Source organism: Kitasatospora sp. NPDC097691 (assembly GCF_040302665.1).
Taxonomy (GTDB): domain Bacteria; phylum Actinomycetota; class Actinomycetes; order Streptomycetales; family Streptomycetaceae; genus Kitasatospora.
In genome coordinates this window covers 226,144-242,331 of sequence record NZ_JBEORY010000002.1, presented here as the reverse complement: position 1 = coordinate 242,331, position 16,188 = coordinate 226,144, and the positions used below count along the sequence as shown (strand labels likewise).

The window sequence follows — 16,188 nt, the reverse complement described above, 5'->3', positions numbered from 1 at the left end:
CGGCCGTACTGGCGTCCCAGCGTCGTTCAGCCCGGCCCGGCGAGGTCGGCGTGGACGGCGAGGACGGCCAGGTAGCGGCGGTGGACGTCGTCGCGGTCGGCCGGTTCGCTCACCGACTCGCGACTGAGGCGTTCGATCATCTCGGCCTGGGCGAGGAGCACCTCCCGCTGCTGCTCGGTCGTCGTCTCCGACATGATCTCCACGAGGGCGTCGAGCTGGCGGATCAGCACCGCCGGCATGCCGACGGCGGCCTGGCGGATCTTCTCGAAGGCGCGCTGGACCAGCCGCTCGTAGCTCACGGGGGCGGTCATCACCCGGATGTGCCCGCTCTCGTCCCGGTGGACCGGGTTCGGGTGCCAGCCGGCGGCGACCCGGCACAGGCCCTCGCCGAGCCAGTCGACGCAGGTCAGGGTGGTGAAAGTGTCGTTGACGGCATTGGACAGCGCCCGGATGGCGATCTCCACCAGCTGGTCGACGGCGAAGGCGATGTCCTGGGCGAGCGTCCGGGTCGAGCCGGTGACGTGGGCACGGGCGAAACTCCGGGCCACCTCGGGCGCCGCCTCGGCGGGCCAGACCGTGGCGAGCTGGTGCCCCTGCACCAGGAAGTGCCCGGGCCGGTGGTCCAACCGGATGACGGCATCGAGCTCCGCCGCCATCCGCACCAGCGTCCGGTGCCGGACGAACTGCAGGTAGCCGCTGGCCGGCGCCGGGACGGCCGCGCCCGAGCTGTCGAGCCGGGCATGCAGTTCGTCCGCGGACGGCCCGGTGGTGACCACGCCGACCCGCTCCGGTTCGCCCGCCCCCGCCTCGATCGCCTCGGACAGCTCCGCCGCGATGCCGGCGATGACCCGGGGCAGCTGGATGGACGTGGCGATGTGGTGGATGAAGTAGATCAGCACGGCCAGGTCGGCCATCACCAGCGCCATGCAGACGGTGATGGACAGGTGCGGCACGAGGTCGCCGTGCGAGGCCGGTCCGATGACGACCAACGACAGCATCACGTACACGAACGTACCGACGAAGGTGCCCAGGGTCAGCTGGGTGGTGCGGTCCCGGATGAAGGTCCGCAGCATGCGCGGGCCGAACTGGGTGGAGGCCAGGGTCAGCGTCACGATCATGATCGAGAACACCACGCCCACGACGGTGATCAGGGCCGCCGCCATGGCCGCGAGGATCTGGCGGGCGGCATCGGCGGCGCCGCCGATGACCCAGGACGGCAGTTCCAGGTCCCCCCGGTAGGCGGCCCGGTCCAGGGACCAGGTGACGACGAACAGCAGCACGGCGAGCCCGACCTCCAGGATCGGCACGACCCACAGGTTCGTCCGCAGCGCCTCCCGACGCCACTGCGCCTCCAGGTGGACCCCACGGATCACGCCGCCACCTCCCGTCCCTCCGGCCCGGCGCCGGCCGGACGAATCCACCCTAAGCACTCGGACGCGCAGGTGACGGGAGAGCGAGGGTGGAGACCTGGGCGCGGCAGGTGCCGGGGGCGGGACGGAGGCCCGGGTGGTGTCAGGCGGACGGGGCGCGGCGGGCGATCAGCATGTCCTGGGTGTGGCCGATGGCGTAGGTGCCGTCGGGGCGGGCGAAGTGGTCCTGGACGTAGGCGGTCAGGGCGGCGCGGGAGGGGCGGGGGTCGAGGGTGGCGAGGTCGGCGACGTTGACCATGAACTCGGCGACGTCCACGGCCTCGGCGAGGTGGGGCGTGCGGTAGTGGAGGTCGAGGGTCTCCAGGGTGACGTCGTCCGCCGGGTGCCGTTCGCGCAGGAGGTCGACGAGGGGGCTGAGGTCGTAGCGGACACCGGTGAAGTGGGCGGCCATCCTCATGCACGGGCTCTCGGGGTTCTGCAGGACGACCAGCAGGGTCCCGCCGGGGGCCGTCCAGTCGAGGGCGCGGGTGACGGTGGCGGGCCAGTCCGGCTCGGGCACGTAGTAGAGCACGTGCGAGAGGTGGACGAGGTCGGCCGGCTCGGGCGGCCGGACCCGGTCGAGCCGGTCCGGGAGGACGAGGGCGTCGGGGCAGGTGGTGCGGAGCTTCTCGCGCATCGCGGCGCTGGGCTCGACGGCCACCGTCCGGTCGAAGGACCGGGCCAGGTGGGCGGTGGTGCGGCCGTCGCCCGCGCCGAGGTCGAGCAGGACCCGGCGGTGCGGCAGGGCGGCGACGAGTTCGCTCAGCCGGGCGTGGGTGAGGGGCTTCTCGTCTGTCCCGGCGAGGAACAGCTCGAACACCCTGCGGTAGTCGGCGCTCGCCACGTCCAGCACGCGGACCGGATCCGCGTCCCTCGTCCTCGTCTCCACCGGGCGGCCTCCCTCTGACAGCGTACGGGCGCGCTCATTGCACCCCGGGCCACGGCCGCGCGGGTGCAGGGACGTTCCTGCCCGCGTGTCGCGGGACGGCGCCGGAGGGTGGGTCTGCGGTTCCCTGGGAGCAACGGTCCCTTCCCGCGCCCGGCGCGCCCGCCGACGATCTACGGCATGACCACCACCACCCCGGACCGCACCCGGCCCGCACCCGCACGACCGCGGCCCGACGGGCAGCACTTCCGACCGACCGTCATCGCCGTCGCCACCGCCTCCCTGATGCTGCCGTTCTCGGTGACCGGGGCCGCGGTGGCCCTGCCGAGCATGGCGTCCCAGCTCGGCGCGTCGGTCGGCGGCGCGCAGTGGATGCTCAACGCCTTCAACATCGGGTTCGCCGCGCTGCCGCTCGCCGCGGGCGGCGTCGCCGACCGGTACGGACGGCGACGGGTGCTGCTGGGCGGGATCATCCTGGTCGGGACGATGTCGCTGCTGGTCGCGCTCGCGCCGTCGATGGCGGTGGTGGACGCGGCCCGCGCCCTCCAGGGCTGCGGGGCGGCCGCGGTGCTGGCCGCGGGGGCGGCGGTGCTGGCACACGGCACCTCGGGCCCGCGCCGGCGGCTGGCCTTCGGGATCCTGGGCACCTCCTTCGGTACGGGGCTGGCGGCCGGGCCGCCGCTCGCCGGGGCGCTGGTGGAGGGGCTGGGTTGGCGGTCCGTGTTCCTGCTGGTCGCCGCGATCTCGCTGCCCGCCGGCCTCTGCGCGACCCGCGCGCCGGAGTCCCGCACACCGCGGGCCCCCGGTGCCGGCCGACCTCCCGGCGACCTGGCCGGGCCGGTCCTGTTCACCGCCGGGCTCGCCGCGCTCGCCTTCGGGTTCGCCCGGGCGACCACCGACGGGTGGGCGGCGCCCGCGCCCCTGGGCCTGTTCGCGGGCGCCGTCCTGCTGGTGCTGCTGTTCGCCGCCGTGGAACTCCGGCGCGGCGACCGGGCCCTGTTCGACGTCCGCCTCTTCGGCCGACCGGAGTTCCTCGCCGCGGTCTGCCAGCCCTTCACCGTCACCCTCGGCTTCGTCGTCCTGCTCGTCTACCTGCCCACCTATCTGCAGGGCACGGCGGGCCGCAGCACCCTGGACAGCGGCCTGCTCCTGCTGCCACTGACCGCGCCCGTGCTGCTGCTCCCGCTGGTCGCCGGCTGGCTGGCCGACCGCACCTCGGTGCGGGCCGTCCTCACCGCCGCCTCGTCGCTCATCGCGCTCGGCGCCCTGTTGCTGACCACGCTGGACGACGGCGCCTCCTGGGCGGGGCTCGCGCTGCCGCTGCTGCCGTTCGGCGCGGGTGTCGGGCTGGCCTTCGGCGTGATGGACGACGCGGCCGTCGGCACCGTGCCGGTGGAACGGGCCGGGGCCGCCGCGGGCATCTTCAACACCCTGCGGATCACCGGGGAGTCGGTCGCCGTCGCGGGCGCCGCGGCCCTGCTCACCTCGCTCACCGCGGCCCGGCTGCGCGCGGGCGGTCTCGGCGGCGCCACGGCGGCCGACCTCGCCGGGCGGGCCGTCGTCCAGGGCCAGGTGGACCCCGGCCGGCGGGACGCCGTGGCCGCGGGCTTCACCGGCGCGCTCCACACCGCCGGCCTGCTGCTCGCCGTGCTGTCCACCGTCGGGGCCCTGCTCACCTGGCGGGCGCTCAGGCCGGGTTCGCGGCCGTGACGTCGGCCCGGTCGGCCTCGGCGCGCCCGGCGATGTCGGCGATGCCTGCGCTCCCGGCGAGCCCAGCCGCCCCGGCGATGCCGGCGGCCCCGGCGAGCTGCCGCAGCGCCTGTTCCGCCGGGCTGCCGGGGGCGGCCGTGTAGACCACCAGGAGGTGCCGGCCGGGGCCGGGCGCCTGGAAGGTCTCGTAGCCCAACTCCACCTCGCCGACCGCCGGGTGGTGGAGGAGCTTGCGGCCGTGGGACTTCTCGTGCACGTGCCTGCTCGCCCACAGCGTGCGGAACTCGGCGCTGCCCAGGGAGAGTTCGCCGATCAGCCGAACCAGCTCCGGGTCGTGCGGCCGGCGCCCCGCGGCCATCCGCAGGACGCCGACCGTGGTGCGCGCGGCCTCGTCCCAGTCCGGGTGGACCTCCCGGGCGCGCGGGTCGAGGAAGATCCGTCGGGCCATGTTCCGTTCGTGCGGCGGGAGTCGGGGGAAGTCGGCGAGCAGCGCGGCCGCGAGCGCGTTCCACGCCAGGACGTCGTTGCGGTCGTTCATGATGACGGCCGGGGTCAGCGGCATCGCCTCGACGACCAGCCACAGGGCCTGGCGCAGCGCCCCTTCCCTTCGTTCCTCCCCCGGCCCCTTCCCGGAGTCCCTCCCGGCTTCCTGCCCGGCTTTCCTCCCGGCCTCCCTCCCGTCGCGCACCGCCGTGCGGCGCTGCGGCCGGGCGAGGTCGCGCAGGTGGGCACGTTCGGCGGGGCCGAGCAGCAGGGCCCGGCCGAGCGCCGCGAGGACCTCCTCCGACGGGCGCTCGGCGCGTCCCTGCTCCAGGCGCACGTAGTAGTCCGTGCTCAGGCCGACCAGTTCGGCGACCTCCTCGCGACGCAGTCCGGGCACCCGTCGGCGGCCGGTCGGGGGCAGGCCCACGTCCCCGGGCGACACCAGGGCCCGCCGGGCCCGCAGGTAGTCGCCGAGGCTGTTCGCGGTCATGATCGAGTCGGCCATGCGTGTCAGTATCGCCGCACGTCCCGGTGGTGCGGGGCCCGGAGGGTGGCCCCGTCACACCCACCCTCGCCCGTACCCTCGCGCCCGCGCCCCCGCCCGTCCGCTCCCCCGCGCTAATTCGTTGGCCCGCGCGCGACGGCCGCTCCTACAGTGTCCGCCGGATCAACCACTCTCACAGGAGCCCCGGCCATGCGCGTGCACTACCCCCGGACTCCACATCTGCCCTGGTCGCCAGGGGCGGCGGCGGACGACGTACGGACCGGGGACCTCACCGCGCTGGCCGGTACGGAGGTCGTCGTCACCGAGAAGCTCGACGGCGAGAACACCACCCTCTACCCCGACGGCCTGCACGCCCGCTCGCTGGACTCGGCCCACCACCCCTCCCGCGCCTGGGTGAAGGGCCTGCAGGGCCGGATCGGCGGGCGGATCCCGGACGGCTGGCGGATCTGCGGCGAGAACCTGTTCGCCCGGCACTCGATCCCGTACACCGACCTGGAGAGCTGGTTCTACGGCTTCTCGGTCTGGACGGACCGTGACCACTGCCTGGACTGGGACGACACCGTCCGCTTCCTGCGCCGCCTCGGCGTCCCGGCGCCCCGGGTGCTGTGGCGCGGCCGCTACGACGAACGGGCCCTGCGCGCCCTGAGGTTGGACCTGAACCGGCAGGAGGGCTACGTCGTCCGGACCGTCCGGGGCTTCGACCGGGCGGAGTTCGGTGAGCGGGTCGCCAAGTGGGTCCGCCCGCACCACGTGCGCACCGACACCCACTGGATGCACGCCGCCGTGGTGGAGAACGGGCTCGGCCCCAGTGCCGCGCTGTGGTCCGTACGGTCCGGCGCGCTGCCCGAACTGCCCGCCCTGGCCGCCGCGTTGGGGGTTCCCGAGCTGTCCTGCCCACCGGCGGAGCTGGCGGAGGTGTCGGCCCGGCTGGACGAGCTCGGCCGCGGCGGGGACGCCCGGCTGGCCGGGGTGCTCGCCACCGCGCTGCGTGCCGGACGCCGGCAGTCCCCGGCGGCGCAGCTGGCCCGGCCGCTCGGCCTGCCGCTGGCCCGGCGGGTCGCCGACCTGGTCGCGCTGCACCCGGGCCTGCACCAGCCGTACCCGGACGAGGACCGCCGCACCGGGCTGGTCCGGCTGTCCTGCGCCGCCGACCTCGGAGTGCTGCACGCCGTCGCCGCGGCGGCCGCCCCGGGCGCGGCGGAGCGCGAGCAGGTCGCCTGGTCCGCGCTGCACGCCGAGGACGCCGGGCTGCTCGACGGCGACGGCGGGCCGCTCGCCCGGCTGCGCGGCGGTCTGCGCGAGGCCCTGGCCGGCCTCGACCGGGACTCCGCCGACCGCTGCTGGGCGCAGGCCCGCGAGGCGTACGCGCGCGGCCGGATCTCCACCGCGGAGGAGGCCGTCGCGGCCACCTGGCGCCTGCGGGACGGCCGCTTCCCCCGGCTGCTGCACCTGTGCGGCCCGTCCGGCAGCGGCAAGAGCACCTTCGCCGCCGGGCTGACCGGCGTCGGCGCCCGGATCAGCCTGGACGACCTGCGCGCCGCCCGGGGCTCGCGCGCCGACCAGCGCGACAACGCCGTGGTGCTGCGCGAGGGCCTGGCCCGGCTGGACGCCGCCCTCGCCGCACTCACCGCCCCGGGCGCCGACGGCGCGGGCCCCACCGTCGTCTGGGACGCCACCTCCCTCAACCGGCAGCAGCGCTCGCACGTCCACGCCGTCGCCCAGCGCCGCGACGCCCTGGTCACCCAGGTGGTGCTGGTGGTCGACGAGGACGAACTGCTGCGCCGCAACGCCGTACGGCCGCACCCGGTGCCGGCCGACGTACTCACCGCACAGCTGCGCCGCTTCAGCCCGCCGCACGCCGGCCAGGCGCACCGCACCTGGTACGTCGGCGCCGGTGGCACCGTGGAAGACACGGCGGGCACGCTCGACGCCGAGGAGGACTGATGCGTCCCATCGAACAGATCTGCCAGCGCATCCGCTGGGACGCCCGCTTCGACCCCGCCCGGTTCACCCTGGGCGTGCGCCAGCGCGACGACCGCACCGAACGCGTCCCGCTGGAGGCGTTCGCCGCCTCCGGTGACATCCCCTGGCACCGGGTGCACCGGGTCGAGGCCGACGGCGTGGTGGTCTGGGACCGCGCGTCCGGCGTGGACGTGCTCGACACCACCGAGGCCGGGCGCCGCACCGATCCGCGCCGCCTGCGCTCGCCCTTCTTCGCGGCCACCACCCCGTACGCCTGGCGGCCGGACGACGGTCGGCGGTCGGGCGCCGACCGCGGGCGGGAGGACCAGCGCCGGCCGAGCGCCGACCGGCGGTCCGACCCCGACCGGCGGCCGGACGACGGCTGGCGGGCCGCCCCCGCGGAGGCCGCCCACGCTGCCGCCCACACCGCGGCCCACGCTGCCGCCCCGGGTGCCGCCCACTCCGCGGCCCCGGCGGTCACCAGCCTGCGCGCGGTCACCTGGAACACCCTGTGGGACCGCTACGACACCGACCGGATCGCCACCGCCCGCCGCCGTCCGCTGCTGCTCGCCGCACTCGAAGCCGCCGACGCCGACGTCATCGCCCTGCAGGAGGTCGAACCGGCCCTGGTCGCCCTGCTGCTGGCGGCACCCTGGGTCCGCGCCGGGTACACCCTGAACACCGACCCGCTCGGACGGGACGTCGACGAACACGGCCTGCTGCTGCTCAGCCGGCTACCGGTCCTGGAGGCCGGGCAGCACACCCTGGGCCCGCACAAGGCCGTCACCGCGATCACCGTACGGACCGCCGGCGAACCCCTGACGATCGCCGCCGTCCACCTCAGCAGCGACCACTCGCCGGACGGCGCGGCCCGCCGCGAGGCCGAACTCGCCGAGCTGGCCGAGGGCCTGGGCGGCGTAGAGGGCGAACTGCTGCTGCTCGGGGACTTCAACGACGCCCGCTCCGGCACCTCCGGCCCGGCCGCCGCACTGGGCCTGCGGGACGCCTGGACACAGGTGCACGGACCGTCCGACGACACCCCCACCTTCGACCCGACGGTCAACCCGCTCGCCGCCGTCTCCTCGCTGACCGGCCGCCCGGGCCGGATCGACCGCGTCCTGCACCGCTCCGACAGCACCCGCGTCACCGCCGCCGGACTGCTCGGCGACCGCCCGACCGCCGACGGGCTGCACCCCTCCGACCACTACGGCGTCCTCGTGGACCTCGCCCTCGGCGGAGCGGGCGGGGCCGACGGTGGGACGAGCGGAGCCGACGGCAGGGCGCCGGACTTCCTCGCCGCCACGCCCACCGCCCGCACCGCCGTCGCCTGGCTGCCGCCCGAGGACCTGTGGCCGCCGATCCAGCGGCTGCGCACCGCGCACGACCCACAGCTGCACCGCTGGCCGCCGCACGTCAACCTGCTCTTCGGCTTCGTCCCGGAGGCCGAGTTCGACCGCGCCCTGCCACTGCTGGGGGCGGCCGCCGCCGAGGTGGCCCCGTTCACGGCGCGGCTGGAGGGCGTGCACACCTTCGGTCACCGCGAGGACGCCACCGTCTGGCTCGACCCGGCCGCCGCCTCCGCCGAGCCCTGGGCGGCACTGCGGCACGCGCTGGAACGCCGCTTCCCCCGCTGCCGCGGCCGTGCGGAGGGGTTCACGCCGCACCTGACCCTCGGGCGCAGCACCGACCCGCAGCGGGTGGCCGCCGACTGCGCGGCCGGGCTCGGCGGGGTCTCGGCCCGGGTCGGCGAGCTGGTGGTGCTCTCGCGCCGGGGCGCCGAGCCGATGCGGCCGCGCGCGATGATCGCACTGGGGACGGGCGAGGTGCGCCCGGTGCCCGAGGAGGGGACCGTCTCGCCGCAGCCGGAGCCACCCCGACGGGCTGCCACCGCCGGGGCGTTGGCCCGGCGCATCGCGGCGGCGCTGCCCGAGGGCGCGGTCCACGTCGTCGGCTCGCGGCGGCTGGGCTGTCAGCTGGACGGGGCCGACCTCGACCTGGTGGCGGCGCTGCCCGGCCCGGCCGACCTGTCCGGCGTCCGCGCCCGGGTCGCGGCCGCGCTGCCGGACGCCAGGCAGCTGCGCGAGGTGCGCGGCGCCCGGGTGCCTGGGCTGCGGCTGGCGGCGGACGGCCTGGACGTCGATCTCGTCGTCGTCTTCACCGGCTCGCTGGATCCGGCCCGCGCCGTCGACCGGCGGGCGGAGCTGGGCGAGGCGGAGGCCGTCGCGCTGAGCGCGGTCACCGATGCCGAGGCGATCCTGGCGGCACTCGGCGACCGGCACGACCGCTTCGTCCGGCTGGCCCGCCAGGTCAAGGCGTGGGCTCGGGCCCGCGGCCTGGACTCGGCCCCGTTCGGCCAACTGCCTTCGCTCGCCTGGTCGGTGCTCGCCGCGCGCACCGTCCTGGACGCGGAGGACGCGGAGGACGCCAAGGACGCGGACACCGGGGACACCGCGGACACCAGGGACACCGGGGACCCGGACGGCGACCTCTTCCGGCGGTTCACCGAGACCTGGGCGAGCTGGGACTGGGCCCGACCCGTCTCCCTGGCAGGCGACCTGACCGACCGGCAGCAGAGCCCGGTCACCATCCTCACCCCCTCCTCCCCCGTCCGCAGCTGCACCACCCAGGTCGGCGCGGACACCCGCGACCTGCTCGCCGAGGAGCTGTACGGCGCCTGGGAGCTCACCACGGAGAGCGCCGACCCCTGGCCGGCCCTGCTCGCCCCGCCCCCGCTCCACCGCCGGCACGCCGCCTGGGCCGTGGTCACCGCCGAGGAGGAGTCCGTCGGGCTGGTCCGCGGCCGGCTCCGGACGCTCCTGGCCGCGCTGGAGGAGGCCGGCGGCACTCACCTCCACGCCTGGCCGCAGCCCTACCGGACGTCCGACGGCCTCACCCACTTCCCCATCGGACTCGGCCCCGCCACCACCGCACTCACCGCCGACCGGCTCGCCCCGCTCGCCACCGCCTGGTGCCGCCACCTCCCCGGCGTCCGCGTCAAGCAGGTCGAGGGCGGTGCGGTCCCCACCCTCACCCGCTGAACCACCGTCAGCCCGCCGCCGGGCCCTCGGTCCGCTTGACGATTTCGCCCGAGACACCGTCAGGAGGGCGCCCAGAGGGCGCTGTTAGCCTGTTTGGCATGATCGGGAAAGGCAACAGGGTTCGGATACCCGGCTTGTCGGCGCCGAGCGGTCCGCAGCGCGCCCTCATCGTGGCGAGCTTCGTCAGCCGGGTGGGCAACGGGCTGTTCAACACCGCTTCGGTGCTCTACTTCACACTGGTGGTGCACCTGCCCGCCGCCCAGGTCGGGGTCGGCCTCACGATCGCCGGACTGGTCGGGCTGCTGGCCGGGGTCCCGGCCGGGAACCTGGCCGACCGGTACGGTCCACGGACGGTCTGGCTGACGGCCCTCGCGATGCTGACGGCGACGATGGCCGCCTTCGTCCTCATCCACGACTGGGTCACCTTCACACTCGTCGCCACCCTGGACCGACTGGCAGCGACGGCGGCCGGCGCCGCGGGCGGCGCGCTCGTCGCCCGGGCCGACGGTGAGCGCCCCGCGGCCTTCCGGGCGAGACTCCGCACCTTCGTCAACCTCGGCGTGATCCTGGGCAACCTCGGCGCCGCCTTCGCCGTCTCGGTCGGCACCCGCCCGGCGTACACCGCACTCATCCTCGCGAATGCCGCCAGCTTCGCCTGTGCCGGCCTGATCGCCCTGCGCGGCGTCCCGAACTACCGGCCGCTGCCCCGGCCCGAGGAACACCACCGCGCGGCCGTCCTGTCCGACCGCCCGTTCGTGTCCTTCGTCGCGCTCCACGGCGCGATGGGCCTGCACTACCAGGCCGTCTCCCTGCTGCTGCCGATCTGGCTCTCCGCGCACACCGACGCGCCCCGCTGGACGGTGGCGGCGGTCTCCGCGGTCAGCAGCGGGGTGTGCGTGCTGCTCCAGAGCAGGATCGGCTCCCGGGTGGAGACCCCGCGCCAGGGCGGTCGGGCGTTCCGCCTCGCGGGGTTGGCCTTCCTGGTCAGCTGCCCCTTGATGGCCCTGACCGCGGACGTCCCGGCCTGGGTCGCGCCGGGGCTCGCCGTCCTCGCCGTCGGCGTGCACAGCCTCGGCGAGGTGTGGGAGTCCTCGGGCGGCTACGCGCTCGGCTTCGGCCTCGCCCCCGACCACGCCCAGGGGCAGTACCAGGGCCTCCTCGGCGTCGGCTTCAACGCCGGTCAGGCCCTGGCCCCGGTGGTCCTCACGACGGCCGTCCTCGGACTCGGGCACACGGGCTGGCTGCTGCTCGGCGCGTTCTTCGCGGCCCTCGGCGCAGCCGCCCCGCCGGTGGCCGCCTGGGCGGAACGCACCCGCCGCCCGAGCCCCGGCACGGCCTGCACGACACCCGGCCGCCCCGACGAGACCCGGCTGCCCGACCCCGCCTAGCTTTCCCCGCCGCAACGCCGGACGGATCAGCGCCGCACGGAGCCGCACGAGCAGATCCGAAATTTTTATTGCGCAACTTTCCTTTCGGACCTACCGTGGGCGCATGTCACCGAAGCCGGAGACCAACCGGATCACCGACCTGTCCCGCCTGAAGGCGTTCACCAACCCGCTGCGGATACAGCTCTACCGCCTGCTGTACGCCGCGGGCAGCGCCACCGCCTCGCAGCTCGCCGACCAGGTCGACCAGGCCCCGTCGCTGGTCAGCTACCACCTGCGCAAGCTCGCCGAGCACGGCTTCGTCGCGGAGGCGAGCGGCCGGAGCACCGACGGCCGGGAGCGGTGGTGGCGGGTCGCCTCCGAGGAGGGCTGGGGCTTCCGGGAGTCCGATCTCTCCGGGACGCCCGAGGGCGCCGCCGTCGCCGGCACGGTGGCCCGCGGCCTGGTGGACTCCCGCGCCGCCCAGTACCGCGCGTACCTGGACCAGAGCGCCGCCTGGGGGAAGGAGTGGACGGACGCGGCCTTCGGGTCGGAATGGCTGCTCGACCTCAACGCGGCCGAAGTCGCCGAGCTGAGCGAGGAGTTGCAGGACCTGTCCCGGCGCTGGCGGGAGCGCGGCAAGGCCGCCAGGGCGGCCGGCGACACCGAGGGCCGGGAGCACGTGTCCGTCCACCTGTACGGGTTCCCGTTCCGTCCCTGACACGCCCCCCGGCTCGGACCACCTCACCGCCCCATCGTCCCGCCTCGCCCCCGCCACGACGAACCGGAGCCCACCATGGCCGTCGCGGAAGCGACCCACCCTGTCCAGGCTGCCGCGCCGCCCGCCCACCGCGACGCCAACGTGCTGCGCTGGCTGGCCGCCCACACCGCCTCGCTGGTCGGCGACAGCGTCTACTTCGTCGCCCTCGGCTGGTTCGCCCAGCGGGCCGCCGGCCCCGCCGAGGTCGGCCTGGTGATGGCCGCCGGGGCGCTCCCCCGCGCGGTGCTCATGCTCGGCGGCGGCGTGCTGGCCGACCGGCTGGACCCCCGACGGGTACTCCTCGGCAGCGACGCCGTGCGCTGTCTGCTCATCCTCTCCGTGGCGGCCGCCATCGCCCTGACCACGCCCGCGCTGTGGCTCCTGGTCGCGGTGGCGCTCGTCTTCGGCGCCGTGGACGCGCTGTTCGTCCCCGCCGTCGGCGCCCTCCCGCCCCGGATCACCGGCCCCGACCAGCTGGCCCGGGTCACCGGGATGCGCTCGCTGTCGATGCGCCTCGGCCAGATCGCGGGTCCGCCGATCGGCGGCCTGGCCATGGGCCTGGGCGGTCCGGCCGCCGCGTTCGGCGTCGCCGGGCTGCTCTTCGCGCTCTCGCTGCCGCTGCTGCTGTCGCTCCGGGTCCGGCCGCTCGAAGCACCGCCCACCGACACACCAGCCGCCGACGCACCGCCCACCGGAGCGCCATCCGCCGCAGCGCCGTCCCGGCCCGGCACCGCGCGGGCGGACCTCCTCGACGGGCTGCGCTACCTCCGTCGGCATCGCCTGATCGGCCGGCTGGTCGCCGTCTGCGCCGTCTGCGAGCTCGGCCTCGCCGGCACCCTCAGCGTCGGCCTGGTGCTGCTCAACGCCGAACGCGGCTGGGGCCCGTCCGGCTTCGGCTGGATCGTCGCCTGCTTCGGCGCCGGGGCCACCGCCGGCGCCGCGCTGCTCGCCGTCGTCGGGCGGCTGCCCCGGGCCGGCCTGACCATGACGGGCGCCCTGTTCGTGGCCGGTACGGGCGCGGCCGCGACGGCCCTGGTCCCGAGCCTGTGGACCACTGCCGCGCTGGCCGCGCTGGTCGGCGTGTGCGCGGGCGTCGTCAGTGGCCTGGGCGGCGCGCTCGTTCAGACCACGACGGACCCCGCCTTCCTCGGCCGGGTCACCTCCGTCGTGACGGTCGCCACGCTCGGTCTCGCTCCGCTCGGTTACCCGCTGGTCGGCGCCGGCATCGGCGCCTGGGGAGCAGCGCCGGTCTTCGTCGCCTGCGGGGGCCTCTGTTGTCTGGGCGCAGCCGTCGCGCTGGCCTCCGAGCCGGTCCGGCGTGCCGAGCTGCCCGGGCGGCAGAAGTCCGACGATCGGACCGCGCGATAGGGTCCGCCCCATGTGGGAGGGACTGGACACCATCGACTGGGCCGGGCTGCGGCACAACTACGGCTCCGCCGACGACGTGCCCGCGCTGCTCCGGCGCTGCGCGGGCCCGGACCGGGAGGACGCCTGGGACGCCGCGGGCGACCTGCACAACCTCCTTTTCCACCAGGGCGGTTGGGTTTGTTCCGCCGCCTCGGCCGCGCTGCCGTACCTGGTCCGGCTGGCCGCCCGGCCGGAGGTCCCGGCCCGGCGTGAACGGCTGGAGCTGCTGGACCTGTTGACGAGGCTGAGCGGTGAGGCCGTGCTCGTCACCGAGGCGCAGGTCGATCCGGCCTGGGGCCCGGCCTGGGAACGGGCGCTGCCCGAGGTCCTGGGGCTGCTGTCCGATCCGGACCCCGCGATCCGCCGGGCCGTCGCCGATCTGCTCGGCAGCTGCGGCAGCCCCGGGGCGCGAACGCTGCCCGCCCTCCTGACGCGGTGGGAGGCGGAGGAGGATCCCGCCACCCGCCTCGACCTGGTGATCGCCCTCGGCCACGCCGCCCGCCGGGAGCCGACCGCAGGGCTGTCCGACCGGACCACCGCCCTGCTGCGCGGGCTGCTCGACGGGCCGGAACCGCAACTGCGGCTGGCGGCCGTGCACGCGCTGGCCCCGGCCGATCCCGGGCTCGCCACCCGGCACCTCGGCCTCGTCCTGGACGCGGTCCGTGACCCGAGCGTGGAGCTCTGGCGGCAGACCAGCACGGCGGACTGCGGAGTCGTCGGCGTCCAGGGCTGGACGGCCGACCTGCTCCCGGGCGCCTCACCCTCGTACGTCCTCGGCCTGCTCGCCGACCACCCCGACCCGGAGCAGCGCGCCGGTGCACTGGGCCAGGCCGGCGGGCTGCTCTCCCGGTGGCGCTCGGCGGTGCCCGCCGTGCTGCCCGCCGTCGCGGCGCGCCTGGACGATCCGGACACCGAAGTCCGCTACCGCTCGGTCGAGTTGATCGCCTGCCTCGGCAGCGCCGGGGCCGACCACGCCGACGCGGTGGCCGCGCTGCTCGACGACACCGCCACCCGGAGCACCCGGACGGGCGAAGCCGTCCGCGAGGCGGCGGTGTGGGCCCTGGCCCGGCTCGGCGACCCGCGCTGCGTCCCCGCCGTCGTCGACCTGGTCGCCGCGGGCGGCCGCGCCACCGCCTTCGGCACCGCCGCCGTGCACCACACCCGGTACGGCACCCACCACTACTCGGAACTCCCCGGCATCCATGAGCTGCTGACCCCGCTCCGGGAGCACGCCGACGCGCTCCTGCCGTCGATCCGCGCCCACCTGCGCAGCGCCCACCTGCGCAGCGCCCGCCTGCACAGTGCCCGCCCCACGCTGGCCCGGCCGCTCTGCGAGGTGCTCGCGGCCTGGGGGCCGGCCGCCTCGCCCGCCGTGCCGGAGCTGCTCGACCTGCTCGCGGACGCCGCGACCTGGGCTCCGGCCGCGACCGCGCTGGCCGGGATCCGGCAGCCGGCCGGCGAGGAAGCCCTCGCCCTGCTGCGCGCCCGCACCACCGCCGCCGCAGGCGCCACCGCCACCGGGACGGACGCGGAACTCGCCGCCTGGGCCTACTGGCAGCTCGGTGGCGAGCCCGAACCCGCACTCGCGGTGCTGGGCCCGGCCGCGACCGACGGCAGCTTCGTGAGCCCCGCGCTGCGCAAGCTCGCCGACCTCGGCCCGCACGCCGCCCCGTACGCGGACCGGCTCCGCGCCCTGGTCGCCGACCCGTACGACTGGGTCAGCGTCGAGGCCGCCCACGCCCTGTGGGCCGCCACCGGCGACACCGACACCGCCGTGCCCGCCCTGCTCGACGCCTGCCGGAGCCTCCCCACCGGCACCTACTACCCGGCCATGCTGCAGGCCGTCCGCCACCTGACCCGCATCGGCGCGGCCGCCCGCCCCGCCGCCACCGTCCTGGCCGAGGCGCTGCCCCGCGACGAACGCTTCGGCACCTCCGGCGCCTGGCGCGCCTTCGTGGACGACGAGACCATCCGCGCCGCCGTCACCGAGCTGTGCCGGGTCACAGCCGCAACGCCCCCGCCGGCGGCCGCATCCGGCGCCCGTACGGGGTGAGCGCCAGCACACCGGCTCCGCGCACCGGCGTTCCGGGCCCGAGCGACCGCGGGTCGAGGCTCAACTCGCCCGCCAGGCGGGGCGCCAGCTCCAACAGCTCCCACATCCACTCGTCCTCGTCCTCGTCCACGTCCACGTCCACCGCCGTCTCCACCTCCGTCTCCGCCTCCGGCGGGCCCTCCGCGAGCGGGGGCAGGCCGAGTTCGGCCCGGCGCCTGCGCTCGTACCCGAGCGGAGCGCCGAGCTCCAGGTGCCCGGTGTCCTCACCCGGGATGTAGGCGAACCGCCGTACGGCTGCGCCGCGTTCGGCGACCAGCACTGCCGATCCGTCGTTCTGCGCGCTCCACCAGTACGCCTGGGCCCGCCCGTAGCGGGCGCTCAACCGCTCGCAGGCCACCAGGACGTCGGCCGCGCGCTCGGCGTCGCTCGGATCGCAGCGGCACCGCGCTCGCCGTGCGAGCTGCCCGCGTCCCCGCACGCGTGCAGGGCCCGCACCGCCGCGCGCCGCACCTCCGCGTCCGCGGAAGCGAGGTCCGGTACCGCCTGCCGAGTGTCCATGGCCCGCCACGCTAGCCCGTCGCACCGACAACTCCCCGTCCCGACCAGGCCAC

The 16,188-nt window shown here is 76.2% G+C and carries 11 protein-coding genes; 7 read left to right on the top strand and 4 right to left on the bottom strand.

Annotation, left to right across the window (positions count from 1 at the left end; translation table 11 throughout):
- Nucleotides 1-26: 26 nt before the first annotated feature.
- On the bottom strand, nucleotides 27-1,373 hold the full coding sequence (locus tag ABTY56_RS02500) for a DUF2254 domain-containing protein (protein ID WP_350625688.1): 1,347 nt from the start codon (nucleotides 1,371-1,373) through the stop codon (nucleotides 27-29).
- 139 nt (nucleotides 1,374-1,512) lie between these two features.
- The gene (locus ABTY56_RS02495) at nucleotides 1,513-2,298 is read right to left on the bottom strand and encodes a class I SAM-dependent methyltransferase (RefSeq protein WP_350625686.1); all 786 of its coding nucleotides are present in this window, start codon (nucleotides 2,296-2,298) and stop codon (nucleotides 1,513-1,515) included.
- A 177-nt stretch (nucleotides 2,299-2,475) separates the two neighbouring features.
- Here ABTY56_RS02495 and ABTY56_RS02490 point away from each other — a divergent pair, with 177 nt between their 5' ends.
- On the top strand, nucleotides 2,476-4,005 hold the full coding sequence (locus ABTY56_RS02490) for an MFS transporter (protein WP_350625684.1): 1,530 nt from the start codon (nucleotides 2,476-2,478) through the stop codon (nucleotides 4,003-4,005).
- Here ABTY56_RS02490 and ABTY56_RS02485 read toward each other — a convergent pair.
- On the bottom strand, nucleotides 3,983-4,993 hold the full coding sequence (locus tag ABTY56_RS02485; protein ID WP_350625682.1) for a helix-turn-helix transcriptional regulator: 1,011 nt from the start codon (nucleotides 4,991-4,993) through the stop codon (nucleotides 3,983-3,985). The genes ABTY56_RS02490 and ABTY56_RS02485 overlap by 23 nt on opposite strands.
- A 189-nt stretch (nucleotides 4,994-5,182) precedes the next feature.
- Here ABTY56_RS02485 and ABTY56_RS02480 point away from each other — a divergent pair, with 189 nt between their 5' ends.
- From ABTY56_RS02480 to ABTY56_RS02455, 6 genes are all read left to right on the top strand, one after another.
- Nucleotides 5,183-6,937: an RNA ligase family protein gene (locus ABTY56_RS02480; RefSeq protein ID WP_350625680.1), complete on the top strand. Its 1,755-nt coding sequence runs from the start codon at nucleotides 5,183-5,185 to the stop codon at nucleotides 6,935-6,937.
- Nucleotides 6,937-9,993: an RNA repair domain-containing protein gene (locus ABTY56_RS02475; RefSeq protein WP_350625678.1), complete on the top strand. Its 3,057-nt coding sequence runs from the start codon at nucleotides 6,937-6,939 to the stop codon at nucleotides 9,991-9,993. Before ABTY56_RS02480 ends, ABTY56_RS02475 begins: the two co-directional genes overlap by 1 nt.
- A 98-nt stretch (nucleotides 9,994-10,091) precedes the next feature.
- Entirely contained in the window at nucleotides 10,092-11,381 is a 1,290-nt protein-coding gene (locus ABTY56_RS02470) for an MFS transporter (RefSeq protein ID WP_350625676.1), read from the top strand.
- Between the two features lie 103 nt (nucleotides 11,382-11,484).
- Complete coding sequence (locus tag ABTY56_RS02465; RefSeq protein ID WP_350625674.1) at nucleotides 11,485-12,078, top strand: ArsR/SmtB family transcription factor; 594 nt, start codon at nucleotides 11,485-11,487, stop codon at nucleotides 12,076-12,078.
- Between the two features lie 75 nt (nucleotides 12,079-12,153).
- Nucleotides 12,154-13,485 (top strand): MFS transporter, encoded by a 1,332-nt coding sequence (locus tag ABTY56_RS02460; protein ID WP_350625673.1) that lies wholly within the window; start codon nucleotides 12,154-12,156, stop codon nucleotides 13,483-13,485.
- Nucleotides 13,486-13,495: 10 nt separating this feature from the next.
- Nucleotides 13,496-15,577: a HEAT repeat domain-containing protein gene (locus tag ABTY56_RS02455; protein WP_350625671.1), complete on the top strand. Its 2,082-nt coding sequence runs from the start codon at nucleotides 13,496-13,498 to the stop codon at nucleotides 15,575-15,577.
- Here the strand turns inward: ABTY56_RS02455 and ABTY56_RS02450 are convergent.
- On the bottom strand, nucleotides 15,525-16,055 hold the full coding sequence (locus ABTY56_RS02450; protein ID WP_350625669.1) for a hypothetical protein: 531 nt from the start codon (nucleotides 16,053-16,055) through the stop codon (nucleotides 15,525-15,527). The genes ABTY56_RS02455 and ABTY56_RS02450 overlap by 53 nt on opposite strands.
- Between the last annotated feature and the right edge of the window lie 133 nt (nucleotides 16,056-16,188).